At 35.7% G+C, this 25,076-nt stretch carries 22 protein-coding genes; 8 read left to right on the top strand and 14 right to left on the bottom strand.

What is annotated here, in order from left to right; genetic code table 11:
• Positions 1 to 11 precede the first annotated feature (11 nt).
• The 5 genes from P177_RS17930 to P177_RS17950 form a co-directional block, all read right to left on the bottom strand.
• Positions 12 to 2,360 carry an ABC transporter permease gene (locus P177_RS17930; protein ID WP_036156997.1) on the bottom strand — a complete coding sequence of 783 codons (2,349 nt, stop codon included), beginning with the start codon at positions 2,358 to 2,360 and terminating at the stop codon, positions 12 to 14.
• A gap of 102 nt (positions 2,361 to 2,462) precedes the next feature.
• Positions 2,463 to 4,880 (bottom strand): ABC transporter permease, encoded by a 2,418-nt coding sequence (locus P177_RS17935; RefSeq protein WP_036156999.1) that lies wholly within the window; start codon positions 4,878 to 4,880, stop codon positions 2,463 to 2,465.
• A 234-nt stretch (positions 4,881 to 5,114) separates the two neighbouring features.
• The gene (locus tag P177_RS17940; RefSeq protein WP_036157001.1) at positions 5,115 to 5,810 is read right to left on the bottom strand and encodes an ABC transporter ATP-binding protein; all 696 of its coding nucleotides are present in this window, start codon (positions 5,808 to 5,810) and stop codon (positions 5,115 to 5,117) included.
• A 59-nt stretch (positions 5,811 to 5,869) separates the two neighbouring features.
• Positions 5,870 to 7,120, bottom strand: coding sequence for an efflux RND transporter periplasmic adaptor subunit (locus P177_RS17945; protein WP_036157003.1), 1,251 nt, complete (start codon positions 7,118 to 7,120; stop codon positions 5,870 to 5,872).
• A gap of 139 nt (positions 7,121 to 7,259) precedes the next feature.
• Positions 7,260 to 8,612, bottom strand: a complete 1,353-nt coding sequence (locus tag P177_RS17950) for a TolC family protein (protein WP_036157005.1) — start codon at positions 8,610 to 8,612, stop codon at positions 7,260 to 7,262.
• 201 nt (positions 8,613 to 8,813) lie between these two features.
• Here P177_RS17950 and P177_RS17955 point away from each other — a divergent pair, with 201 nt between their 5' ends.
• Together P177_RS17955 and P177_RS17960 are read left to right on the top strand one after the other, a co-directional pair.
• Entirely contained in the window at positions 8,814 to 10,178 is a 1,365-nt protein-coding gene (locus tag P177_RS17955; RefSeq protein WP_036157007.1) for a sigma-54-dependent transcriptional regulator, read from the top strand.
• Positions 10,178 to 11,524, top strand: coding sequence for a sensor histidine kinase (locus P177_RS17960; RefSeq protein ID WP_036157009.1), 1,347 nt, complete (start codon positions 10,178 to 10,180; stop codon positions 11,522 to 11,524). Before P177_RS17955 ends, P177_RS17960 begins: the two co-directional genes overlap by 1 nt.
• Here P177_RS17960 and P177_RS17965 read toward each other — a convergent pair whose 3' ends face one another.
• Genes P177_RS17965 through P177_RS17985 form a run of 5 tightly spaced genes read right to left on the bottom strand, consistent with a single transcriptional unit; the run spans position 11,525 to position 14,992 of the window.
• Entirely contained in the window at positions 11,525 to 11,869 is a 345-nt protein-coding gene (locus P177_RS17965; protein WP_036157011.1) for an MGMT family protein, read from the bottom strand.
• Positions 11,870 to 11,882: 13 nt separating this feature from the next.
• Positions 11,883 to 12,509 carry a LysE family transporter gene (locus tag P177_RS17970; RefSeq protein WP_036157013.1) on the bottom strand — a complete coding sequence of 209 codons (627 nt, stop codon included), beginning with the start codon at positions 12,507 to 12,509 and terminating at the stop codon, positions 11,883 to 11,885.
• A gap of 4 nt (positions 12,510 to 12,513) precedes the next feature.
• On the bottom strand, positions 12,514 to 13,182 hold the full coding sequence (gene trmB, locus P177_RS17975) for a tRNA (guanosine(46)-N7)-methyltransferase TrmB (protein ID WP_036157015.1): 669 nt from the start codon (positions 13,180 to 13,182) through the stop codon (positions 12,514 to 12,516).
• A 52-nt stretch (positions 13,183 to 13,234) separates the two neighbouring features.
• Complete coding sequence (locus P177_RS17980; protein WP_036157016.1) at positions 13,235 to 14,305, bottom strand: sensor histidine kinase; 1,071 nt, start codon at positions 14,303 to 14,305, stop codon at positions 13,235 to 13,237.
• Positions 14,306 to 14,992, bottom strand: a complete 687-nt coding sequence (locus tag P177_RS17985) for a response regulator transcription factor (RefSeq protein WP_036157018.1) — start codon at positions 14,990 to 14,992, stop codon at positions 14,306 to 14,308.
• Between the two features lie 230 nt (positions 14,993 to 15,222).
• Here P177_RS17985 and P177_RS17990 point away from each other — a divergent pair, with 230 nt between their 5' ends.
• The 6 genes from P177_RS17990 (at position 15,223) to P177_RS18015 (ending at position 22,222) form a co-directional block, all read left to right on the top strand.
• Positions 15,223 to 16,515 (top strand): hypothetical protein, encoded by a 1,293-nt coding sequence (locus tag P177_RS17990; protein WP_036157020.1) that lies wholly within the window; start codon positions 15,223 to 15,225, stop codon positions 16,513 to 16,515.
• 100 nt (positions 16,516 to 16,615) lie between these two features.
• Positions 16,616 to 19,453, top strand: coding sequence for a TonB-dependent receptor (locus P177_RS17995; RefSeq protein ID WP_036157023.1), 2,838 nt, complete (start codon positions 16,616 to 16,618; stop codon positions 19,451 to 19,453).
• A 138-nt stretch (positions 19,454 to 19,591) separates the two neighbouring features.
• Positions 19,592 to 20,113, top strand: coding sequence for a hypothetical protein (locus tag P177_RS18000; protein WP_167333128.1), 522 nt, complete (start codon positions 19,592 to 19,594; stop codon positions 20,111 to 20,113).
• A 244-nt stretch (positions 20,114 to 20,357) separates the two neighbouring features.
• Complete coding sequence (locus P177_RS18005; protein WP_036157027.1) at positions 20,358 to 20,666, top strand: T9SS type A sorting domain-containing protein; 309 nt, start codon at positions 20,358 to 20,360, stop codon at positions 20,664 to 20,666.
• 180 nt (positions 20,667 to 20,846) lie between these two features.
• On the top strand, positions 20,847 to 21,170 hold the full coding sequence (locus P177_RS18010; RefSeq protein WP_036157029.1) for a T9SS type A sorting domain-containing protein: 324 nt from the start codon (positions 20,847 to 20,849) through the stop codon (positions 21,168 to 21,170).
• 74 nt (positions 21,171 to 21,244) lie between these two features.
• Entirely contained in the window at positions 21,245 to 22,222 is a 978-nt protein-coding gene (locus P177_RS18015; protein ID WP_036157031.1) for a LuxE/PaaK family acyltransferase, read from the top strand.
• Here the strand turns inward: P177_RS18015 and P177_RS18020 are convergent.
• From P177_RS18020 to tyrS, 4 genes are all read right to left on the bottom strand, one after another.
• Positions 22,219 to 22,668, bottom strand: a complete 450-nt coding sequence (locus tag P177_RS18020; RefSeq protein ID WP_036157033.1) for a hypothetical protein — start codon at positions 22,666 to 22,668, stop codon at positions 22,219 to 22,221. The genes P177_RS18015 and P177_RS18020 overlap by 4 nt on opposite strands.
• 69 nt (positions 22,669 to 22,737) lie before the next feature.
• A complete protein-coding gene (locus tag P177_RS18025; protein WP_036157035.1) occupies positions 22,738 to 23,271 on the bottom strand; it encodes a hypothetical protein in 534 nt (177 codons plus the stop codon).
• Between the two features lie 73 nt (positions 23,272 to 23,344).
• A complete protein-coding gene (locus P177_RS18030; RefSeq protein ID WP_036157037.1) occupies positions 23,345 to 23,734 on the bottom strand; it encodes a hypothetical protein in 390 nt (129 codons plus the stop codon).
• A 26-nt stretch (positions 23,735 to 23,760) separates the two neighbouring features.
• Positions 23,761 to 25,053, bottom strand: a complete 1,293-nt coding sequence (gene tyrS / locus P177_RS18035) for a tyrosine--tRNA ligase (RefSeq protein ID WP_036157039.1) — start codon at positions 25,051 to 25,053, stop codon at positions 23,761 to 23,763.
• Between the last annotated feature and the right edge of the window lie 23 nt (positions 25,054 to 25,076).

Genomic DNA, 25,076 nt, shown 5'->3' on the forward strand with positions numbered 1-25,076 from the left:
CCACAAACTAGTTACTCTGACCGTAAACTCCTTACAGGATTTACCCTCGCTGCTTTGATCGCTTGAAAACTGATAGTCAATAAAGCTATTACTATGGATACCGCACCAGCTATAACAAATGCCCAAGCATTAATAGTTACACGATATGCATAACCTTCTAACCAGTTTTGCATCAGTAACCATGCAATGGGTATGGCGATGATTATTGCCATGAACACCAAGCGCATAAAATCTTTAGACAACAAGCCTACTATTCCTGTAATGCTAGAGCCTAATACTTTACGTACTCCTATTTCTTTTCTACGTTGGTCTGCCGTAAAAGCTGATAAGCCGAACAACCCTAAACAAGAAATTAGTATGGCAAGCAATGCAAAAACCTGAGAAAGATTACCTATCAGCTTTTCACTTTTAAACTTTGCATCATAAGTGTCATCTACAAATTCATACTCAAAAGGAAATGCAGGGTTAAACTTTTTCAACGACATTTCCATACTTGCCAATGCTGCTGTTGTTGCTACGCCAGACTTCGTCTTTACATACATAAAACGAGCTTGGCTTGGGTCATTAAAAAATATGACCGGGTCACTGGAGCCATACATATCACCATAGACATAATCTTTTACCACGCCAATAACAGGGTAATCATCTTCTATGGTTTTACCTACAGGACTGCCGCTACCCATTAATTTTGCGAAAGATTCACTTACAATTATATTGACACTGTCTTGAGCGGGATTATTACTGAATCCCCTACCTTCAATTATCTCCAATCCAGCAGTGTTGAAAAAATCTGCTGTAATATCACGTACAGAAACCAAAACGTCTTCAGTATCTACACCGCCTTGCCAACTTAATCCTGATGTATTATTTCCTCCGGATAAAATATCAGAATTAATGAGTCCGATACTTTCAATCATTCCTGAAGACTTCATATTTTCTTCAATAGGTTTGAAGTTTTTAATAATATCTCCGGTTACGGGAATCTTCACTAGGTTCTCTTTATTGTAACCCAAATCGCGCCCTTTTACATATTGTACTTGTTGGTAGACGATAATGGTACAAATGATAAATACGATGGAAACTACAAATTGTGTAGCTACTAATCCTTTTCTAATAAATGTTGCGCTCCCTTTTGTTTTGCGTGCTCCTTTCAACACATCTACAGGTTTAAAAGAAGACAAGTAGAATGCCGGATACCAGCCTGCAACAATACCACAAACTAGTGCTATGCCGACCAAGGTTAAAATATGAGTAGTATTGAACAAACTAAAGTCTAGTTGTTTATCTATCATCATATTAAATTGTGGCACCAGTAATTTTAATAACAGAATACTCAATACGGCAGATAAAGCGGCAGTTATTATCGCCTCTGCCATAAACTGAGAAATCAATCCTTTTCTACCCGACCCCAATACTTTTCGTACTCCGACTTCATTTGCTCTTTTTTCACTTCTAGCAGTTGCCAAGTTCATAAAATTGATGCAGGCAATCAATAATATGATTATGGCAATAAGACTAAACAATCTTACATACGTGATTTGCCCTCCTATATTTTTGCCTCCTTCAAAGACTGACCTTAAATGCCAGTCTTTCATAGAAAACAAAAATGCTATGGTTTCGTCATCTTCCGTTTTCATAGGAAGTATGGCTTTCACTTTACTATTGACAACATCAAAATTTGCTTCTGGAGAAAGCTCTACAAAAGTGTCTGAAAAATTGGCTCCATATTCTTTTACCCATTCATTATCCTTTGCAAAGCGCTCAAAAGGGACAACCCAATCAAAACTGTAGGTTACATTGTGTGGTAAATCTTCATAAACTCCTGAAACAGTATAACTTGTTTCGTTATTTATTTTAATTACTTTATTAATTGCAGAAGTATTCTCACCAAATAACTGGCTAGCCGTCTCTTGTGAGATGACAATGGCATCTACGTCATTAAAAGCGGTTTCTAAATTACCTTCTACAAATGAGAGACTGAACATGCTTAAAAAATCTGGGTCTGCAAATCGCCCAAATTTATTGATAGAAGTTTCTCCTACTTGAAATAAAAAATCTTCACCTTTTGTTCTTGCTGACCCAACTATACCTGGCACCTCTTCTTTTAAAACCTCTGCTAACGGACCGGGAGTAGCCTGAAAAAACGTTCGCCATTCTCCTTCGTATTGTTGATTGGTGGGTACATAATATACCACATCTTGCTTCTCAAAATTAACATCATAACCAACCTCATCTTCTACCCAAAGCAAAATCATGGCAGCACAGGTAATGCCAATTGCCAAACCAAAAATATTGAGTAGGCTATACCCTTTATTCTTCCAAAGGTTTCTCCAAGCGATTTTTATATAGTTCTTAAACATAGTTCTCGTTTTTTACTCCCCCTAGCCCCCTCCAAAGGAGAGGGAATGGTTTGGTGATTATTATAACTCCCTTCCCTTCGGGAAGGGCTGGGGATGGGATATTTATTCTTTTCGTAAACTTTTCAAAGGTTGTATTAATGCTGCACCAACAGATTGATAACTTATGGTCAGTATTGCAATGGTTAATGCTATTAAACCTGCAGCTAGAAATATGCCCCAACCGATGGTAATGTGATAGGCGAAATCTTGTAACCAACGGCTCATAATGAACCAACCAATAGGGATTGCAATAATGATGGATACCAAAATAAGCTTCATAAAATCTAAGGTCAGTAATTGGTATATACTTTTAAATGGTGCGCCTAAAACCAACCGAATACTGATCTCTTTTTTACGTTGTTCTACCATAAAGGCAGAGAGTGCAAACAACCCTAAACATGCTACCAATATAGCGAACAGTGCAAAGCTGTTGAATATCTTACCCATACGCTCTACATCGTCATGCATACGACTAAACTCTTGGTCTAAAAAGCTATAATTTATAGACTGATTGGGTATGTTTTTATTCCATACAGATTCGATAGATGCCAATGCCTGATTAACATTTCCTTTTTCCAACTTCAACGATATGGACCCCAAATCTTTACCAATTACTAAAGACAATGAAGAAATATCTTCTTTTAGAGATTTAAAATGAAAATCATCAACCACCCCTATTACAGTAAATAGTTGTCCGTTGTTATTAATCTCTTTTCCAACGGCATTATCCAAGCCTAGCTCTCTTTCCATATTAGCATTTATAATGATGGAATTCAAAGAGTCTGAAGCAAACTGCTTGGAGAAATCTCTACCTGTTTTTAGAGTAATACCCAGTGTTTTTATGTAGTCGTAATCTACTCTCCAAATTTGGGCAGGTATGCCTCTGCCTTCATTACCTTCATCTTCTCTTCTAAAGGTATTGCCGTTTCTACTACCACCATCTACTGGTAAATAATTAGATATCGTTGCCGATTTTACTTGTGGTAATTGTAGTAATTGTACTTTAAAATTCTCTGCGCTATTTCCTAAAACTCCTGTTCCTTCTAGAATGACCACTTGTTCTTTATCATAGCCCAATTCTTTTTGAAGTATAAAATCCATTTGTTGGTAAATAATCAATGTGGCTATAATCAGAATTACAGATGTAGAAAATTGAAAAATAACGAGTCCGCTTCTTAGTTTTCCGCTTTTACTACCTATGCTTAAACTTCCTTTTAGAACGTTTACTGGTTTAAAAGCTGATAAATAAAATGCAGGATAAAGTCCTGCCAAAGACCCCACCAACAGTGCAGAAACTAATATAATAGGCATGAACCACCACACTGACCACGGCATTTCAATTGTTTTTGATGCGATAGAATTGAATGACGGCAATAATGCCCAAGCCAATAAAACCCCTAAAATAAAAGAGACAAAACTGAACATTATTGATTCGGTCATGAACTGTACTACCAAATTGCTTTTGTAAGCACCTATAGTTTTTCTAAGTCCCACTTCTTTTGCTCTATTTGCTGATTTTGCAGTAGAAAGATTTATAAAATTGATTACTGCCAACAGTAATACGAAACCTGCAATAGCCGCAAATAGCCAAACGAATCTGATATCGCCATGCTTTAGACCATCTGCCATTTTAATATCTGAATACAGATGAATATCTGTTATCGGCTGCAATTTATATTCCATGGTTCTTAGCACATCAATAAAATCTGGTGCACGCCCTCTTTCTCTTTGCGCGGGAATGATGTAGTCTTCAACAATAGAAACCATTTTTTTCTCTAGTTGCTGAACATCTGTATTTGGGTCTACTAGAATATAAGTGAAGTAGTTTTGATTGGTCCAACTTGCATTGGTATCCTCAATGGGAATTAAAAAATCGTATGCTAAATGCGAGTTTTTAGGTGCATCTTTCATAACACCGGTAACGGTATATGGCTTTGTAGCATCATTGTCTAAAATGATTGTTTCGCCTATAATCGTTCCATCTTTAAAATATTTTGCTGCTTTAGATTCTGAAATAACAATGCTCTTCGGATTTGCCAATGCAGTGTTGGCATTACCTTGTTCGAGCTGAACTTCTAAAATCTCAAATGCTTCTTGGTCCGCAAGTAAGAATCCGTCTTCTAGGTTATTTTGTTTCTCACCAGCTAATCTAATACCACGTTTACCTGCTCCAAATATTCCTGTTGTATTAACTTTTCCTGCTTTTATAATTTCAGGAAAATCGCTTTGCAAGGCATCTGCAAAAGGTAATTGAAAGTGTGTGCTTTTCATTACCTCACCTTTATACATACCTTCTAGAACTACACGGTACATTTGACCCTTATTGGCGTAGTGTTGATCATAACCCACCTCATTGCGAATGAACAATGCTATTAAAAGACATGCTGCTATACCAACAGCGAAACCGCCAATTTTTATAGCGGCAAAGAGCTTATCTTTCTTTAAACTTCTCCAAGCAATTTTAAGATGGTTTCTAAACATGATTTTTTGATTTTCCCTCCCCTAACCCCTCCGACACTTCGGCTTCGCTCAGTACAGGGGAGGGGGATTGGTTTGGTGATTGATTGATTGATGATACTCTATTATCCGTGATTAAGGGATAGGTTTGGTTTTTTGGCTGATTAGTTGTCTTCACTTCGGCTCTGTTCAATGAACATAGCCAATAATTGATTGATGAATAAACTCCTAATAACCCCCTTCGGGGGCATGGGGGCTCTACATCATGGCTCCGATTGCCCTGTTCTGACTTTCAGTTACTATTTGACCGTCAAATAGGTTTACCACTCTATGTGCATAATGCGAATCTCTGTCAGAGTGTGTTACCATAACTATGGTGGTTCCCTCTTGGTTTAATTCTGTTAATAGGTTCATTACCTCTATTCCGTTTTTGGAATCTAGATTACCGGTTGGCTCATCTGCCAGTATTAATTTAGGATTGGTTACTACTGCCCTAGAAATAGCTACACGTTGCTGCTGACCACCCGATAATTGCTGCGGAAAATGCTTTTCTCTATGTGCTATTTTCATACGCTCCAATACTTTCATTACTTTTTCTTTACGCTCTGCTTTGCCCATTTTTAAGTAAATCAGCGGTAGCTCTACATTTTCAAAAACAGTAAGTTCATCTATCAAATTAAAGCTTTGGAATACGAAGCCTAGATTACCTTTTCTTAATTGGGTACGTTCGCTTTCTTTTAGTCCGCCTACTTCATTCCCGGCAAAATTATAGCTGCCATCAGTAGGGTTGTCTAACATACCAATGATATTCAACAATGTAGACTTACCACAACCAGACGGTCCCATAATGGCAACAAATTCTCCATCTTCTACTTTTAGGTTGACACTGTTCAATGCCAAAGTTTCTACTTCTTCTGTTCTAAAACTTTTTTTAAGGTTGGTAATAGTTATCATGTTCCTGTTATTTTGATTGTTATAATGACACTGAGTTTCCCCAAATGTGACAGTTTTGTTTATTTTAATACTATTCTCTCGGCTTCTCCGAAATTATCATAGTTACTTGTAATTACTTTTTCTCCAGGTTCCAAGCCTTCCAATACTTCATAGTATCTAGAATTCTGCTTTCCTATTCTAATATTTCTTTTTATTGCTTCTCCGCCATCAGCATTCACAACAAAAATCCATTGTCCACCAGTGCTTTGAAAGAAGCTTCCTTTTGGTAATAAAAGTGCATCGTTAGATTCACCTAATTGTAATTTAATATTGTAACTCTGACCTGAGCGAATGGTTTCTGGTTTGTTATCGGTAAACACTAAATCTACTTTAAACCTACCGTTTCTTACCTCAGGATATACTTTTCGCAATCGCAATGGAAATTCGGTACCGTTACGCTCTAAAACCGCAACCAAATCTCTTTTAACCCTATCAATATAGTGCTCATCTATTTCCGCTTCGATTTTATAATCAGTAAGAACATTTATCTGTCCTATTCGCTGACCTTGTGAAATGCTCTGTCCAATTTCTGCGTCTAAAAATCCTAATTGACCATCCGCAGGGGCACGTACATTTAAGTGATCCAACCTCTGGTACACCATACCCAATGTTTTCTGCATACGTGCTAAATCTGTATCTAAACCTCTTAATGATGTTTCTCTTAATTCATCATCTTGCTCGGTCTGTAGCTTTACAATTTCATGCTGTTTTTGCGACAACTCATAGTTCTCTTTAGATAATTGAAATGCTTCCCTAGAAATTAATTCATCATCGAACAAGGCTTTGTTCTGCTCATAATTTCTTTTTAAACGTTGTAAGTCTGTACTCACGGTAGCTAATGATCTTCTACCTTCTACTTGCCTAGAATCGAAATTTAATTTGGTAGAACGTAAATCGTTTTGCTTTAATGCCAAGTTACTTTCACTTGCTAAAATCTGCTCGTACAAATTCATGTTTTCCAACTTCAAGATGATATCGCCTTTCTTTACCATAGCTCCTTCTTCAATCAATTTTTCGCTTACACGACCACCTTCGTAGGCATCCATATAAATGGTGGCTATTGGCGCAACACTACCGTTAATAGTAATATAATCATCAAATTTACCGGCGGAAACCGAAGCAATAGACAACTTATCTTTTTCTGTTCTAAAGGTTGATACAGAATTGGCAAATAACAGTTGGTAGCCAACAAATAGCAGCAATACGCCAAGTGCAATGTAGCCGTAGTGTTTTGTTTTTAATCCTTTTTTCTTTTCTAATTTTATATCCATCGTAATCTTTTGTTCGTTGTTGGTTGCTCGTTCTTCGTTGTTAAAACTTTAATTCTTTTTAAAAAAAGCTTATTCTATGTTCGGCAGTTTGCTTCGTACCTCGCAAAGACGTTTTGCTTTATTGGTTCCCCCTTTGGGGTTAGGGGGCTGTAATATTGAATACCGGTAATCCTCGATAAAAATCTAATGTGCTTTTATTGATTTCTGAACGGAGTTTAACTTGTAAATTTTCATTCTGTGCACTGGCGAATAAATTCTTGGCGGTAAAAAGTTCCAAAGCATTTATGAGTCCTTTTTCATATCGCTTTTGAGCTATTGTAAATGCCAGGTTTTGCGCTTCTACCTTTTGGTTGCTCTGTACCAATTCTACCAGTAAAGAGTTATAATCTTGAACCAATAGTTGTATCGCTTGAAACAGTTCTTGTTCTTGTGTCTTTAAATTATTCTCTGCACGTAACTTTTCTATTTTAGATTGTTTCACCCTTGATCTCGCAGACCAGCCGTTGCTAATTGGCACGCTTAAATTTACACCAATATATTGCGATGTATTATCTCTAAACTGTTGTCTAAATGGTAGCGTATTGCCCATTGTATCTCTTGTGGTTTCAAAATATCCGGTGCCAATGCCCGCAAAGAAAGATAGTGAAGGATATAAAGCTCCTCTTGAAACCGCCACTTGTTTTTTGGCTGCTTTAGCTCTTAATTCCTGTGCTTTTATCATCGGTAGAAAACCACGTGCTTCGGTATAAACCGAATCAGATTTCATTTCATCGGTATCAGAATCCAATGTTAAGTCTTCAAAATCTTTTTGAATGTTTATTTCTGACGTATCCTCCAAATTCATTTCTTGAATCAAAGTCAATTTTGCCGTAGCCAACTGATTGTTGCTTTGCGTAACATTCAATTTATCGGTCAATAATAAAGATTCCGCCTCATATAAATCCGCTCCAGCTTTCAACCCTAGTTCCACTTGCCTTTCTACTAGGTTGTAATTAGATTGAGAAACGGTCAACTGTTCATTTGATATAGCTACCAATCCTTCAAAAAACTGAATATCATAAAAGGCTTGCATCACCCTAAATGCCAACAAATATTTTTGCTGTAATACTTCCTCTTCGGTTGCCTTGAACAACAACTTTGACGCTTTTATTGAATTGATTTTCTGGAAACCCTGAAATAAATCTATAGACGATTCTAAAGAATAGTTGTTCGAGTAAAAATCTTGATTTACAAATGTACCCGTATTAGGATCCTCTGCTCTACCATAACTAATTAGGTAACTAGAAGATGCATTTACAGATGGTAGTAAATTACGAACCGATTGTCTGTACGTTTCTCTATTAGATTGGTTGGTAAATTTAAAGTCGTTCAACTGCAAATTATGCTCCAATGCATAGGCAACACATTCATCTAATGTCCAACTATCTTGAGCCATTATAGAACTCCAAATAGAGAGCAGTAAAAGTGTCGTTATTTTAAATTTTTGATTCATTTCTTTATTGGTATGCCATTCTCTACACTATATGCGTGCCATAATTTTAATTTATTGATTATCAATTACTTAAATGTGAATAAAAATTATACATATTTTACCAGTGTAAAAATGTTGTACAGATAATGTCAAATATTTTTACACTGCTATGAAAATACAAATTGCTATGTGTAGATTTAAATCAGTTAATAGATTGTTGCCATGATAGATGCTAAAATACTTGTAGTAGATGATACCAAAAGTGTATTGAGCGCTTTAGAGATATTATTACAGTTTGAATATAAAAGTGTTCAAACCATATCAAACCCCAACCTGCTTACCTCTTTCCCAAACCTAAAGGAAATTGATATCATTTTATTGGATATGAACTTTTCTGCGGGAGTTAACACTGGTAACGAAGGATTATACTGGTTACGAGAGATAAAAAAGAAAGCTTCACATATATCGGTCATTATGATGACAGCTTATGGTGCCGTTGAACTTGCCGTTGAAGCCATTAAAGAAGGAGCTACCGATTTTGTATTGAAACCTTGGAACAATGAGCGACTATTAACTACCGTAAAATCTGCCTATGAGCTTAGAAAGTCTCAAAAAGAGGTACAGCATTTAAAACAGAAAGAGAGTAATCTTAAGCAAGTCATAAATCAGAATTCAAATTACATTATCGGGAATTCTAAAGCATTGAACAGTGTTTTAAACCTGGTACAGAAAGTTGCCAAGACAGATGTCAATATTTTAGTTACCGGAGAAAATGGAACGGGTAAAGAACTCATCGCCCGAGAGCTTCATAAATCATCCGCTAGAAATAACGAGGTTTTTATTTCGGTAGATATGGGGTCTATATCAGAGAATTTATTTGAAAGTGAACTTTTTGGTCATGTAAAAGGTTCCTTTACCGATGCTAAAGATGATCGCGCCGGTAAGTTTGAAGCTGCTAATGGCGGTACACTTTTCTTAGATGAAATAGGAAACCTATCGTTACAAATGCAGGCAAAATTATTATCTGTTATTCAGAACAGAGTCGTTGTGCGTGTGGGCTCCAACAAACCTGTACCAGTAGATATAAGATTGGTTTGCGCTACCAATTGCAATCTAGACCAAATGGTGGCTGACGGATTGTTTCGTGAAGATCTTTTATACCGAATAAATACCATACAAGTACAAGTACCAGCATTGCGAGATAGAGATAACGATGTACTAGTGCTTTCAGATTTCTTCTTGAAAAAATTCGCTAGTAAGTACGGCAAACCTAGTTTAAAAATAAACCAGACCGCGCAAGAGAAATTAATGACATACCCTTGGCCAGGCAATGTTAGAGAACTATTACATACTATGGAGCGTGCCGTTATTTTATCGGAAGGAAATGTTTTGAAACCAACTGATTTTCTTTTGGATACTAAAACAACGGTTAGTATAGAAGGTGGACCAAAAACCTTGGAAGAAATGGAGTTGGTAATGATCAACAAAGCGCTGAATGACCATGAAGGTAATTATAGTGCCGCCGCGGATCAATTAGGCATTTCTAGACAAACACTTTATAATAAACTTAAAAAATCTGGCAAATAATGGTTAGCAAAAGTATATACTACCAACTTGTTTTCAGGATTATTTTAATTGCAGTTTGCGCCTTGTTAACCGCATTTTTATTTGCTAAAGAACATTATCTTCTTGGTGGAATTTTAGCATTGGTTTTTATAGGACAAACATACGGACTCATACACTACGTAAACCAGACCAACAGAAAAATCGCTTATTTTTTTGATGCCATAAAAAATGAAGATTTTACTTTACGTTTTCCTGAAAAACTGAGTGTAAAATCTATTGAAGAACTCAACCAAAGCTTGAATATGCTGAATAACATGATTCAAGATATTCATCTTAAAAAACAGGCACAAGAGCAGTATTATCAAGAAATACTTAGACAAGCTGATATTGGGATATTCACTGTAAACGATAAAGGTCATATTCTTTACGCCAACCCTACGGTACAAAACTTATTAAATTACAGGCCTTTAAATCATGTTAAGCAATTAAAACAAATAGACCCTAATCTCTATAGTCTATTTGAATCTTTAGAGCCTTTTGAAAGCACGCTATATTCTTTAGGAAATGAGCGAGGTAAAAAAGAATTGACTTTAAAGTGTACACCAATTGCTATTGAAGGCAAGCAGTTATTATTGGTTATTGTCCATGATATTCAAAAAGAACTGGATGATAAAGAAACCGATTCTTGGGTAAAACTAATACGTGTTTTAACCCATGAAATCATGAATACCATTACGCCGATAACTTCTATCTCTGAATCTATCTTAAAATACTTTAAGAAAGGGAATGTGCTTTCTACGCCCGAAGAATTTGGCGAACTTCAAATAAAAAATTCCGCAAAAGGTTTAGAGGTTATTAAAGAACAAGGAAATGATTTAATGAGTTTTGTACAGTCTTACCGCACATTTTTAAGTGTACCTGAACCTGATCGAGAATTAATACCGGCTAGCAAGATTTTAGAAAGGGTACGCTTACTATTACAAGAATATACCAATGCACATGAAATTGTTCTTGAAGTTTCTTCAGAGCCACAAGATTTGGAACTTTATATTGATGAAAAACAGCTCACTCAAATATTACTAAACTTGGGAAAAAATGCGCAACAAGCATTGGAAGGTCATGATGCAGGTAAAATAGTAATAACTGCGGGCGTAGATGTCAACCACAAAAAATTTATTACGGTTACCGATAACGGTCCTGGAATTTCACCGGAATTATTAGATGAAGTTTTTGTGCCCTTTTTCACTACAAAAAACACAGGAACGGGAATCGGACTTAGTTTAAGCAAGCAAATTATGCGAATGCATGGTGGATCTATTCGGGTAGTGTCAACCGATACCACTACATTCACATTGACCTTTCAATAATTACAATTCTGCTTTAAGTTCCGTAAAAGGATCCCAGAAGTATTTTTCAAGGTTTACAATTTGAAGTTCTTTTATGATTACTCCCTCAGACTCTAAAAGTTGTTGCATGAGGTTGGTACCGTCAAAATGATGCTTACCGGTAAGTAATCCGGCTTTATTGACTACTCTATGCGCTGGAATATCATCCATATTGTGCGATGCGTTCATTGCCCAGCCTACCATTCTTGCGCTACGTGCCGCACCTAAATATTTGGCTATTGCACCATAGGATGTCACCCGCCCCTCAGGTATTAATCGTGCCACCTGATATACTCTTTCAAAGAAATTCTCATTTTCAGGTTTCATCAGCTATATCCGTTTAATTAAACAATCTAAAAGCGGTAATTACAAATAACAACACCATTAATCCGCTTAAAATAAAATTACTGTTCTTAGAGAACGACGTTGTTTTATGTTCCCACTTATTAAAATAAATCACATATAAGTACATGGCCAAAAAAGTACCACTACCCGCTGCCAGTATAAACAAAACCTCATCTATGATTTTAAAGGTCATAAACCCTTGAGAATGGAAAACCGTATTTAATCCGCTATAATAAGGTATTGCCAAAAGATTGATAAGTGCCAAGAACACCCCTTTAGAAAAACTGTTTCTTTTTTTAGTTTCGGTAAGTATTAGCGGCTTATTCTCTTGCTTTCTACCCTTTATAAAGAAGACAATAGCCAGCACAAAAAAGATACCTAGTGCCAATTGCAGCAATACTTCTATTACATGTTGGTTTCTTGAAATCAGTTTTGCAATCCGTACTGCAATGTACGTCTGTAGCATTACGGCCAATGCTACCCCCAACCCAAATATTATTCCGTTTGCCTTACCCTTTTCAACACTGGTTTTGGCAGCGTTTAAATTAAGTAGACCCGGTGGTAATGATGCAAAAAAGGCTGCACCAAAGGTAAATACAAATAAGGTTGGCAATTGTTGCATTGAATCAGTTTACCTTGAACCTAATGAACGTAATAGGTTTTCCCTTTTCAAGATACTGATTTTCATAGAAAGTCTGTATTTCCAAGACTTCTTTAGGGCTGCCTTCATTTTTATACACATCATGGTTGGCATAAAGTACCTCTAATCCAAGGCCGTGCAATAAGCCCAAAGTATACCCATGCATGAACTCACTATCTGTTTTAAGATTCACGGTACCTTCTGGCTTTAGCACTTGTTTGTAGCGCTCCAAAAATACCGCATTGGTCATACGGTGCTTGGTACGTTTATATTTTATCTGTGGATCTGGGAAGGTGATCCAAATTTCAGATACTTCTTCTTTTTCAAAAAGATGATCAACCAATTCTATTTGCGTTCGTATAAAACAAACATTAGGCAAATCTTCTTCAATGGCTTCTTTAGCACCTTTCCAAAAACGGGCTCCTTTGATATCGATACCAATAAAATTCTTGTTCGGAAATTTCTTTGCCAAGCCAACGGTATACTCCCCTTTACCACAACCCAATTCCAATACAATAGGGTTGTCATTTTTGAAATGGGTATTCCACTTTCCTTTTAACGGAAAACCGCCTACCACTTCATCTCTTGTTGGTTGAATTACGTTTGAAAACGTCTCGTTTTCCTGAAATCTTTTTAATTTATTCTTACTTCCCACAATAATTACATCTAAACTGCGGCAAATCTAAGAAAAAAGAGAGGGGTAGCGATTATTGTACTTCCTCTATTTGAACAATACTTTTCTCAAGGGTAAAAGAAAACTCCGATCCTACCTCTACCGCACTTTCTACGTAGATTTTTTCTCCGTGCGCTTCAATCACATGTTTTACAATGGCAAGACCTAAACCTGAGCCTCCTTCACGGCGGCTACCGCTTTGATCTACCCTATAAAAACGTTCAAAAAGTCTAGGAATATGAACGGCCGGTATGCCTTCACCATTATCGGTAACCCTAACAATTACCTTATTTTTTACTAAATCTTCTACACTTACTTCGGTTGTACCATTGTCATTACCATATTTGATGGAGTTCACCAATAAATTAGTGAGTACTTGCTGAATTTTTTCTTTATCGGCATAAACGAATATGGGGTCAACATATTCCATATCGAAAGTAAGGGTGATGTTCTTCTTTGCCGCTTTCATCTCCAAAAGATCGAACACACTTTGTATGAGCTCTACAATATCAAACGAACCTTTATCTAGATTAAGATCACCAACCTCTAGTTTTGTAATCAAATCTAAATCTTTTACAATATAAATAAGACGATCTACCGCTTTGTTGGCACGGGTAAGATACTTTTTACGAATATTCTTATCCTCCATGGCACCATCCAACAAGGTTTCTATATACCCTTGAACGGTAAACAATGGGGTCTTTAACTCATGGGAAACATTACCTAAAAAGTCTTTTCGGTACTCTTCACGAATCTTTAAGGTGTCTATTTCAATTTTCTTATCCTTGGCAAATTTTTCAATTTCCGCAGTAAGCGTTCGCATATCTGTAGTAACCGGGTACGAGAGTATGGTACTAGATTCCAACAACTCTACATCATCATAAATTTTCTTAATACGCTTGTAGATAAACTTTTCAATTCTTAATTGTAAGGTGATAAAAGAAATGATAAAAAAGAACAACGCCGCAAATAATAAAATAGCCCAATTTATAGTACTAAATCGCCATTGTAACAATGCCAGCACAGCTATGCCGATTATTACAATATAAAGCGATGAACGAAATGCAAAACGATATGACTTTCTTGAACGAACTTTAGCGGCCATTTAGAGTACAAACTTATATCCTACTCCCTTTACGGTCTTAAAATGATCTTCACCTATTTTTTCGCGAAGTTTTCTAATGTGCACATCTATAGTACGGCCACCAACTACAACTTCATTACCCCAAACTTTATCAAGAATGACTTCTCTTTTAAACACTTTACTAGGTTTAGAAGTTAATAAAGCAAGAAGCTCAAACTCTTTTCTTGGTAAAATGATCTCTTTACCTTTTTTGACAATCTTATATTCTTCCCTATTAATAATGATATCGCCTACTTTGGTAATATCTTCTTGAGCGTTTTCTTCGTTCTTCATGCGTCTTAATAGCGCATTTACCTTGCTTACCAATACTTTCGGTTTAATAGGTTTGGTAATGTAATCATCTGCACCGGCATCAAAACCTGCTACTTGAGAATAATCTTCCCCTCTAGCTGTTAAGAAGGTTATAATGGTATTCTCCATACCAGGAGTTCTTCTTAGGATCTCACAAGCTTCGATACCATCCATCTCCGGCATCATTACATCCAATATGATAAGATGTGGCAATTTCTTTTTTGCCTTGGCAACACCATCGGCACCATTCTTAGCTGTGTATACATCATATCCTTCTGCAGATAAATTATAGGCCACTATCTCTAGTATGTCTGGTTCATCATCAACTAAAAGTATTCTAATGTCCTTCTTTTTCATGGTTTTCAAATTAGATTGATTGGCTCAAAAGTAAAGATAATACTATTACTGCAAAGCCAGTTAACATTGATTTAATGTAGTAACGTTTACATAACATTAACAAAATAAATGTTTAACATGTACCTAACCCGAACATTACAACCCTTTTCTTTCTTTGCCATGCAATAAAGTTGCAAGTATTAAGAACACAATTACCAACCTAGTTAAATTAATAAGTTTAAAAAGAAAAGATGAAAAAAATTATTTGGTCACTTGCTACAGTAACTGCAATTATCGCTGCAGCATCTTGTGAAAAAGAAACAGTTGTCGAAATTGAAAAAGAAGTTATCGTTGTTGATACAGTTACAACTGAAACTGAAGTCGAAACTTCAATCACAGTTTCTGAAGACATCATTACTGATGTTACTTGGGCTGCTGATAAGATTGTTACTTTAGACGGTAGGGTATTCGTTACCGAAGGTGCTACACTTACTATTGAACCTGGCACAATTATAAAAGCAAACGCTGGATCAGGTGTTAATGCTTCTGTATTGATAGTAACAAGAGGAAGTAAAATCGAAGCTGCAGGTACTGCTGATGCTCCAATTATCTTTACTTCTTCTGCTGATAACATTGAATTAGGAGAAACTGCCGGTACTAACCTTGACCAAAACGATCGTGGTCTTTGGGGCGGTTTAATTGTATTAGGTAACGCACCTGCGTCTTTTGATGGTGATGCTGAATCTGCTCAAATTGAAGGAGTTCCTACAGATACTGATGGTGACAAAGGTTTATATGGTGGCTCTGATGCTGCTGATGATTCTGGTACTTTACAATACATCTCTATACGTCATGGTGGTGCTTTAATTGGTGAAGGAAACGAAATTAATGGTCTTACTTTAGGTGCTGTTGGTACTGGAACAACTGTTGACAACATTGAAGTTGTTGGTAATGTTGACGATGGTGTTGAATTCTTTGGTGGAAGCGTAAACGCTACTAACTTATTCGTATGGGCACAAGGTGATGATGCTCTTGATATTGATCAAGCTTACTCTGGTACTATCGACAATGCAGTTGTTGTACAGGGTGGAATTTCTGACCATGCTTTGGAAATTGACGGACCAGAAGGTTCTTTACAAGGCAGCTTTACTTTAACAAACGCTACTTTAATTGGTTTAGCTGATAATGTTGAGAATGGTGAAATCGCTGATTTCCGTTCAAACGCACAAGGTACTACCAACAATATATTAGTTACTAATTTCACAGGAGTAGGTACTGACTTACAACTTTCTGACATTGAATTAGACAACGAAGGTGTTGCCGCTAACTACACTGCAGGTTCATTGGTATTTACCAACTGGGAAATTGTATTACCAGAAGGTGTTACTGCTTCTTCTGAAGTATTTAATGATACTACAGACAGTACAACTTTTGAAGCTGATGCAGCAACGTTCTCATCTGCAGTAACTGAAGGAACTGTTGGTGCTGAGACATCTGCATTTTCTTGGACTTATTCTAACACTAAAGCTAGCTTAGGTTTCTAATTATAAATACAAATAATAGTTACACATAATAATTGCTCGTCTTAGACTAATCTATAGGCGGGCAATTTATTTCTTTTTTAATAATTTCAATTAATTGATTATGAAACTTAAGTTATTATTCATTTTACTCATCGCCTTTTCTACTCAAACCATCTTTGCACAAGAAGGTATTATTTCAGGAACGGTAAACGATGGTGAATTTAATGACGTTCTTCCTTTTGCAAATATTCTTATCAAAGGCACAACAAAAGGAACCACATCGGATTTTGATGGAAAATATGTTCTAGACGTTGAACCTGGCACGTATACCGTTACTTTTTCGTACTTAGGATACGAAACAAAAGAAGTAGCAGAAGTTGTCGTTGCCCCTGGCGCAGAGCAAATAATAGACATTACTTTAAATCCGCTTGCTAATGCGCTAGACGAAGTTGTGGTTACTACCACAGTTAGTAAAAACACAGAAGCTTCTGTCTTAAATCTACAAAAGAATTCAGTAGCATTATTAGATGGTTTATCTATACAAAGCATTAAAAAATCTGGTGCTAGTGATATTGCCAGTGCTATTAAATCGGTACCTGGTGTATCTGTACAAGGAGGTAAATTTGTTTACGTTCGTGGTTTAGGTGACCGTTACACTAAATCCATTTTAAATGGTGTAGATGTACCTGGTCTTGATCCAGACAGAAACACTTTGCAATTAGATATTTTCCCTACGAATATTCTTGACAATATTATTGTTGTTAAATCTGCAACCGCAGATCAACCTGCAGATTTTACCGGTGGTGTAGTCGATATTGTTACTAAAGATTTCCCATCAAGAGCTGAATACAGTTTCTCTGCTGGCCTAGGTTACAATTCTAGTATGCATTTTAAGGACAATTACCTTAAATATGATGGTAGTCCAACAGATGCATTAGGTTTTGATAATGGTCAAAGAGATTTAGCAATACCACAAAATATAGAAACTCCTTTACCTGTTGTAGACGGCAATAGATCCGCTGCCTTAACTAGATTATTGGAACCAAATCTAAAAGCACTAGAAAATCAAAGTGGTGCAGATTTTAATATTGGTTTTACAGCTGGTAACCAATATGACCTTAATGAAGATGGAACTAAAAAAATAGGTTACTTAGCCTCTCTTACATATAAAAACAGTACTGATTTCTACGAAGATGCTGTTAGCGGACAAGTATTTAGAAAACAAGACCAAGACAAATCTGTTCTTGAGCTAACCGATGATAGAACACAATCTGGTAATATCGGTGTCAACAACGTACTTATTAGTGGGCTTGCAGGTATTTCATTAAAAAGCCTTCAGTCTAAATACAAGTTGAATGTATTACATATACAAAATGGAGAATCTGGTGCCTCATACATTAGACAAGATAATTTTAATGTAAACTCTAACACTATTTTCAAAGATGTATTAACGTATACACAACGTTCTATTACCAACATTTTATTAAATGGTGAACACACGAACGAAGATGCTTCTTGGAAAGTTTCTTGGAAAGTTTCGCCAACATTCTCTAAAATCTATGATAAAGATTTGAGAACGACTCCTTTTAGATTTGAGCCAGAAACTGGAAACTTTACTATTTCCCCTAGTGAATCTGGAGACCCTAGTAGAATTTGGAGAGACTTAGAAGAATACAACGTAGCCAGTAAATTAGATCTTACAAGAAAGCATCAATTATTTGGTAGAGATGCAAAACTTAAATTTGGTGGTGCGTTTACTATTAAAGAAAGAGACTTTGTTGTTAATCAGTTCTCTACACCTATACAATCACAAGCAGGTAACTATAGTTTAAATTTTGAAGGTAATGCAGATTTAGTTTTAGCTCCTGAAAATATTTATGATCCAGAAACAAGAGAAGGTACTTATGTAAGACGTGATTCTAATATTTCTGATTCTTTCAACTCTCAAATTACCGTTGGCGCAGGTTATGTTGGCGATGAATTTAAACTATCTGACAGGTTCAACGCAATTGTTGGTGTAAGATTTGAAAAGTTTGACCTACGTTACTCAGGTGAAAACCAAGATGGTGAAGTATTTGACAATCAAACAATTTTAGACAAAGCAGATTTCTTCCCTTCTGCCAACTTTATCTACGAACTAAACGAAGAAGCAAATAAGAAAATAAGAGCTTCGTTTTCTAGTACTACAGCTAGACCTTCTTTTAAAGAGGCATCTAACGCACAGATTTTTGATCCTGTATCAAGTACGTTCTTTATTGGTAATATCGATATTCAACCAACTTATATTAATAACTATGATATAAGATTTGAAGCTTATGGTGAAGGAACGAATTTCTTTGCGATCAGTGGTTTTGCCAAAACTTTTGATGATCCTATTGAACTTACATTCATTAGAGAAGCCAGAGGGCAATTTATTCCCTTAAACTTAGGTGATGCCAAGGTATTTGGTGCTGAATTGGAATATAGAAGAAATATGGGCTTTATTCCTGGATGGGAAAATTTCAATTTCAATGCTAATATATCTGTTATTGAATCTCAGCAAACATATAGTGAAGATGAAGAAGCTGCAAGAATAGATAACTTAAGAACAGGTGAAACATTAGATGACACTAGACAATTACAAGGGCAGTCTCCTTTACTTTTAAACGTTGGATTTGACTACTCAAATAATGACAATGGCTGGCAAGGTGGTATCGTTTACAATGTTCAAGGTAAAACTTTAGAGATTGTAGGTAATGGCGATATACCAGATGTTTACACGCTACCTTTCCACAACTTAAAAATGAACTTAAGTAAAGAATTCGGTAAAGAAAACTCTAGCAAAATAACCTTAAAGTTTGAAAACATTATCAATGATGATATTGAGAGTGTTTACCAATCTTTTGGTGCTCAAGACCAAATATATTCTTCTAGATATCCAGGACAAGCTATTTCTTTAGGATATAGCTACCAGTTCTAAAATCTTTAAAATTCAATATCCAAAAGCCCGCAAATTGCGGGCTTTTTTTATTCTTAAAACCGATAACTATTTGATAACATCTAACTTAAAATAGATGTGGGATAATATCTTAATTTTAGTAAGTATCTTAATATGTATATGATGAAAAAATGCACCTTCTTTTTAGCTAGTTTTATTATGGTCTTTTTAGCGTCTTGCTCAAAAGAAGAAAATATAGACGAGTCAACATCTGATGAAATATTAACACCGATATCTAATGATGATGCCTTTCTAATTCCTTTTGGAACTCAAATCATAAAAGATTCCTTACAATTTACATTGAGCCTAAAAGACTTAGATCTTGAAATCGATTTTGACGAAATTCACTCCATATCTTTGTTTTTTAAAGATCCCAATTTAAATGAAATGAAACCTTTGGCTTATATAGATCTAGAAAGGGACTACCGCATTTCCTACGAAGGAGGCAGCGACCTTGAAGAATTAGACTATACCATTTATATTGAAAATGCTGACGGAACCAATGATTTTGGTTCAAGTTTCGAACTTAAAAACCTAACGATTATTGGCTTAAATATTTCCAAAATTAGAGATATCCCGACAGATACTTTAGATTATAGAGATTTTGATGAGCTGGTCGATTATTTTAATCTTCAAGATTAATTCTAAACTTATTTTTTTAATAAAAAGCCCGCAATTTGCGGGCTTTTTTGTTTATAATATTTCTTACAATCAAAGACTACACGCAACTTAAAACCCCAATAAAATTGGTAGTTGACGTCATAAACTGTGCATTTCATCGATCTTTTTGCATTTCATCGATCTTTTCACAATATCCACTCCTACAAAAACACAAGAGAGTGTTAAATTCCTATATTTGTGGCATAGCATTTGTAACCAGCTATATATGAAGCACCTTTACCTAATCATCTTCTTTTTTATTATTTCTTTCAGCTATGGACAAAGTACCCAAAGCAATGGAGATATTGATGGTTTTAGTATGTATCCAAATCCAGTTACTACAGGTAAAGTTTATATCTCCACAAATATTAACGCACCTAAAGAAATTTTCATCTACGATGTATTTGGTACGTTGTTATTAAAGACAACGATTTTAGGTAAAGAATTAAATCTTTCTGATTTAGATGCCGGTGTTTACGTATTACGTGTTCTTGAAAAAAACAAGATGTGTACACGTAAGTTAATTGTAAAGTAGCCTAGTTATACGTTTTCCTTCTCTCATTTTCAATTAACCACTATCGGTTAACTACACGTTTTTACGACGAAATACTTCGCGTATTTCATTGACCTACATAAATTTAGCTTTCACAACATTTTCCGTGTTCTAGTTACTCTTGTTTCTATCTTTGAAGTGTTGATCCCAAATCAATACAAAATGAAGAAAATCTACTTTATGCTATTTATGGTAGTCTCGGTTGGCCTATATGCCCAAGACACCATAGATATCAACAACCTACGTAACGATGAAATTGTCGGTTTTAAATTGTACCCAAACCCTGCAATAGCAGATGTTGTTTATGTAACAACACAAAACAACAATCTTAAAGAGGTTAGAGTTTACGATGTATTCGGTGAGCTTGTCTTAACCGAAAAATTATCTACAAAGGCTATGAACATTTCTAGATTATCACCTGGTGTTTATGTTGTTCAAGTGACCGAAAACGATAAATCTATTACACGTAAGCTGGTAGTAAAATAAATAACCTACATATTTTCTGCTTAAAACAATAAAAATAATTTGGTTCAGTACCTTTGCCAGAATTGGTACGGAACATGAAGCACAATGCTATTTTTGATATACAAACAGATGGGGATTTTCTAACCCAAGCACTCCGTATATTCAAATTCCAATATGACAATAACGTAGTCTACCATAATTTTTGCACCTATTTAAACGTAAACCCAAATACAGTAAATACCTTAGAACAGATTCCTTTTTTACCTATAGAATTCTTTAAATCTAAAAATGTTCTCAGCACCAACAATACACCAGAAATAACCTTTACCAGTAGCGGCACTACAGGCAGTGAAACCAGTAAACACTTTGTTACGGACCTCAGTCTCTACGAACAGAGTTATTTAAAGGCTTTTAATCATTTCTATGGAGATATTAAGGACTATTGTGTTCTTGCCCTTTTACCTTCGTATTTAGAACGAACGGGATCTTCATTGATCTATATGGCAGATGACTTGATCAAAAAATCGAATCACCCTAAAAGCGGCTTCTTTTTAAATGAATATGAACAGTTGCACCAGTTACTTCTTGAGCTTCAAAAAACCAATACCAAAATATTGATTATTGGTGTTTCATTTGCATTACTGGAATTTTCTGAGCAATACCAGATGTCTTTACAAAACACCATTATTATGGAAACCGGTGGTATGAAAGGGCGAAGAAAAGAAATTGTACGCCAAGAACTGCACGAGTTATTATCAACGGGATTTGGGGTTTCTAAAATACATTCTGAATATGGAATGACCGAGCTACTTTCGCAAGCCTACTCTAAAGGTGATGGAGTGTTCAATTACCCTGCCTGGATGAAGATTTTAGTACGTGATACCGAAGATCCACTCACCTATTTAAAAAATGGTAAATCTGGCGGAATCAACGTAATAGATTTAGCAAATATCAATTCTTGTTCTTTTATTGCCACTCAAGATTTAGGTAAGATAAACCAAAACGGCACTTTTGAAATTATCGGCAGATTCGATAATTCTGATATTAGAGGTTGTAATTTAATGGTGCTTTAATTCTTTGAAAGCGAATAATCCAAGCCTGGTCCATCGCAAGCCACCCATAGGCTAGAAATCATAGTAGAATTTCTGTATATTAATAGCTCTTTATCATCTCCTGTACAATTACCTACCAATTCATTTCCGGTTTGGTACGTAAGTTCTAAGTAATGATTGAGGTCATTATCATATTCTACAACCTCAAAGGTACCTGTAGCCTCAGTAACTTCTTCATCAACAGTTCTAGATTTTATAAAAGTACCTTCCGGCGAAAAAATATAATATTCTTGCCAATCCATTTCTTCTCCCGAAGTTTCTGAATTTTGAAAACTTCCTGACATTTGAACCAACTCCCATTTTTGATCTGAGAACACAAATTGTGTAGACTCTAGCCCAAAGTCATCATCTTCTGCACAAGAGGCAAGAAACACCAAAAATAGAAGCAGTGCAGAATATCTTTTCATAGTAACAAGAGTTTTAACTAGTTACAAGATACCCAACTCACAGAATAGTTGCGTTAAGGCATTATTAAATTAAAGTCCTAATATTTTGGCATCCACGAAAAAGGTAGAATTTACTTCTAACTCATGGTCTGTACTTATCAATTCATCGGTAACGGTATTCAATCGTAAACTGAATTCATCGCTCTTTATGTACTCCTTTAAATCTGTATCTGAGGTATCTAAAGTAATGACACTACCAGCATCATTTGGCACCTCTTCCAAATAGGCAATTTTAATTTCTTCTAATCCATCGGCAGAAATATATACTTCTATCGAATTTAAAAAGCTAAAATCAGCACCATCGGGCGATATAATGACCATTTCCAATTCGGTCAACTTAATCTCCTCTATAAGGTCCTTTCTAGTATCGTTAACTTCAAAAGTTGATTCTGAATTCGTCTCCATCTCTGGAGTAAAAACATCAAAAGGTAAATCAATACCCGCAGAAGAAGGTATGGTAGCACGCTGGCTATATTCCATATCAAACTTTGTCAATTCATCTAACTTATCACATGAAGTAATTAAAGCAAACAAACAGATAATAAAAATACTCTTCTTAAACATAACGTAGGGGTTTATGCTAACAAACGCTATTCTATAAGAAATATTGAAAAAACGCTACTATTTTTGAAGTGAATTAATCTTCTCGAGTAAAAACATAGGTTACCTCATCATCGGCAATATCAGGGTTGTCTTCAAAAGTAAGCGTAAGTTGCTCTCCTCTAGTTTCAAAAAAGTACACAGCTCCATCAGAAAAATTGATTCTATTGGCTTGTCCGCCATAAAAATGCGCTCCATTTTCCCTAAAAAAAATGTATTCACTTTCATTAGAAACTGTAACCATGGCTCTGCTTGAATCAAAATTAATCGTAGTCAAAGAAAAATCTACATCTTCCTTAAAGCTACAATAACATATAACATTTGAAAGAATCCAATCGCCTTCCAAAGCCAAATCATCTATCACCCTATCATCATCGCTACAAGAAACACACAATAAGAACAGTACCCCTAAAAGTTTAAATTTCATAAAAAGTCTAGTCTTCAAAAAATGATTTAGTTAAATACCAATACGAAATAGTTTTTCTTACCTCTTTGCAACAGCACAAACTTGTCATTGATCAAATCTGCTGTGGTAATTAAAAAGTCATCTTTTACTTTTTCTTTATTTACTGAAATGGAGTTTTGCTTCAATTCTCTTCTTGCTTCGCCATTAGAACCCAAAAAGTTAGTTTTAGCTGCCAGTGCACCGATCATATCTAGACCGTCTGATAATTCTGATTTTGAAAGTTCTGCTTGTGGTACACCATCAAAAATTTCTAAGAATGTTTTTTCATTCAATCCTTTTAAATCAGACGCTGTAGACTTACCGAACAGAATTTGACTAGCTTTTACCGCGTTGTCCAAATCTTCTTGCGAGTGTACCATCACCGTAATCTCGTCTGCCAATCTCTTTTGTAATAATCTTAAGTGCGGAGCTTCTGTATGTTCTTTTATTAAATCTTCAATTTCTTGCTGACCTAAAAAGGTAAAAATCTTGATGTATTTGTTTGCATCATCATCTGATGTATTCAACCAATATTGGTAAAATTTATATGGCGATGTTCTTTCTGCATCCAACCAAACGTTACCACCTTCTGTTTTTCCGAATTTAGTGCCATCTGCCTTGGTAATTAACGGGCACGTAAGTGCATACCCTTTACCGCCGGCTATTCTTCTAATTAATTCTGTACCCGTGGTAATATTACCCCACTGATCACTACCCCCCATTTGAAGGCTACAATTATGTTCTCTGTACAAGTGAAGAAAATCATACCCTTGAACCAATTGGTAGGTAAATTCAGTAAATGACATACCTTCTTTTGCTTCTGAAGAAAGGCGTTTTTTTACAGAGTCTTTAGACATCATGTAGTTTACCGTAATATGCTTACCTACATCTCTTATAAACTCTAGGAAAGAGAAGTCTTTCATCCAGTCATAATTATTGACCAAAACTGCAGCATTATCCTCATTTCCAGAAAAATCTAAAAATCTAGATAATTGTTCTTTTAAAGCATTCTGATTATGACGAAGTGTTTTCTCATCAAGCAAATTACGTTCTGCAGATTTGCCAGAAGGATCACCGATCATACCCGTAGCACCACCTATTAAAGCATACGGTTTGTGCCCTGCCAATTGAAAATGACGAAGCATCATTACCCCTACCAAGTGACCTATATGTAAAGAATCTGCCGTTGGATCAATACCCACATATGCAGACTGCATTCCTTCTAATAAATGTTCTTCTGTTCCTGGCATTGCATCATGCAACATTCCACGCCATTGTAACTCCTTGACAAAATTTGTCATCTCTTCCTGAATTTTAATTGAAT

Source organism: Maribacter forsetii DSM 18668 (assembly GCF_000744105.1).
Lineage (GTDB): Bacteria > Bacteroidota > Bacteroidia > Flavobacteriales > Flavobacteriaceae > Maribacter > Maribacter forsetii.

What these genes read in the sequence shown, in the direction of transcription:
- P177_RS17930 (WP_036156997.1), bottom strand. Translation starts at nt 2,360, where the DNA reads ATGTTTAAGAACTATATAAAAATCGCTTGGAGAAACCTTTGGAAGAAT.
- P177_RS17935 (WP_036156999.1), bottom strand. Translation starts at nt 4,880, where the DNA reads ATGTTTAGAAACCATCTTAAAATTGCTTGGAGAAGTTTAAAGAAAGAT.
- P177_RS17940 (WP_036157001.1), bottom strand. Translation starts at nt 5,810, where the DNA reads ATGATAACTATTACCAACCTTAAAAAAAGTTTTAGAACAGAAGAAGTA.
- P177_RS17945 (WP_036157003.1), bottom strand. Translation starts at nt 7,120, where the DNA reads ATGGATATAAAATTAGAAAAGAAAAAAGGATTAAAAACAAAACACTAC.
- P177_RS17950 (WP_036157005.1), bottom strand. Translation starts at nt 8,612, where the DNA reads ATGAATCAAAAATTTAAAATAACGACACTTTTACTGCTCTCTATTTGG.
- P177_RS17955 (WP_036157007.1), top strand. Translation starts at nt 8,814, where the DNA reads ATGATAGATGCTAAAATACTTGTAGTAGATGATACCAAAAGTGTATTG.
- P177_RS17960 (WP_036157009.1), top strand. Translation starts at nt 10,178, where the DNA reads ATGGTTAGCAAAAGTATATACTACCAACTTGTTTTCAGGATTATTTTA.
- P177_RS17965 (WP_036157011.1), bottom strand. Translation starts at nt 11,869, where the DNA reads ATGAAACCTGAAAATGAGAATTTCTTTGAAAGAGTATATCAGGTGGCA.
- P177_RS17970 (WP_036157013.1), bottom strand. Translation starts at nt 12,509, where the DNA reads ATGCAACAATTGCCAACCTTATTTGTATTTACCTTTGGTGCAGCCTTT.
- P177_RS17980 (WP_036157016.1), bottom strand. Translation starts at nt 14,305, where the DNA reads ATGGCCGCTAAAGTTCGTTCAAGAAAGTCATATCGTTTTGCATTTCGT.
- P177_RS17985 (WP_036157018.1), bottom strand. Translation starts at nt 14,992, where the DNA reads ATGAAAAAGAAGGACATTAGAATACTTTTAGTTGATGATGAACCAGAC.
- P177_RS17990 (WP_036157020.1), top strand. Translation starts at nt 15,223, where the DNA reads ATGAAAAAAATTATTTGGTCACTTGCTACAGTAACTGCAATTATCGCT.
- P177_RS17995 (WP_036157023.1), top strand. Translation starts at nt 16,616, where the DNA reads ATGAAACTTAAGTTATTATTCATTTTACTCATCGCCTTTTCTACTCAA.
- P177_RS18000 (WP_167333128.1), top strand. Translation starts at nt 19,592, where the DNA reads ATGATGAAAAAATGCACCTTCTTTTTAGCTAGTTTTATTATGGTCTTT.
- P177_RS18005 (WP_036157027.1), top strand. Translation starts at nt 20,358, where the DNA reads ATGAAGCACCTTTACCTAATCATCTTCTTTTTTATTATTTCTTTCAGC.
- P177_RS18010 (WP_036157029.1), top strand. Translation starts at nt 20,847, where the DNA reads ATGAAGAAAATCTACTTTATGCTATTTATGGTAGTCTCGGTTGGCCTA.
- P177_RS18015 (WP_036157031.1), top strand. Translation starts at nt 21,245, where the DNA reads ATGAAGCACAATGCTATTTTTGATATACAAACAGATGGGGATTTTCTA.
- P177_RS18020 (WP_036157033.1), bottom strand. Translation starts at nt 22,668, where the DNA reads ATGAAAAGATATTCTGCACTGCTTCTATTTTTGGTGTTTCTTGCCTCT.
- P177_RS18025 (WP_036157035.1), bottom strand. Translation starts at nt 23,271, where the DNA reads ATGTTTAAGAAGAGTATTTTTATTATCTGTTTGTTTGCTTTAATTACT.
- P177_RS18030 (WP_036157037.1), bottom strand. Translation starts at nt 23,734, where the DNA reads ATGAAATTTAAACTTTTAGGGGTACTGTTCTTATTGTGTGTTTCTTGT.
- tyrS (WP_036157039.1), bottom strand. Translation starts at nt 25,053, where the DNA reads ATGACAAATTTTGTCAAGGAGTTACAATGGCGTGGAATGTTGCATGAT.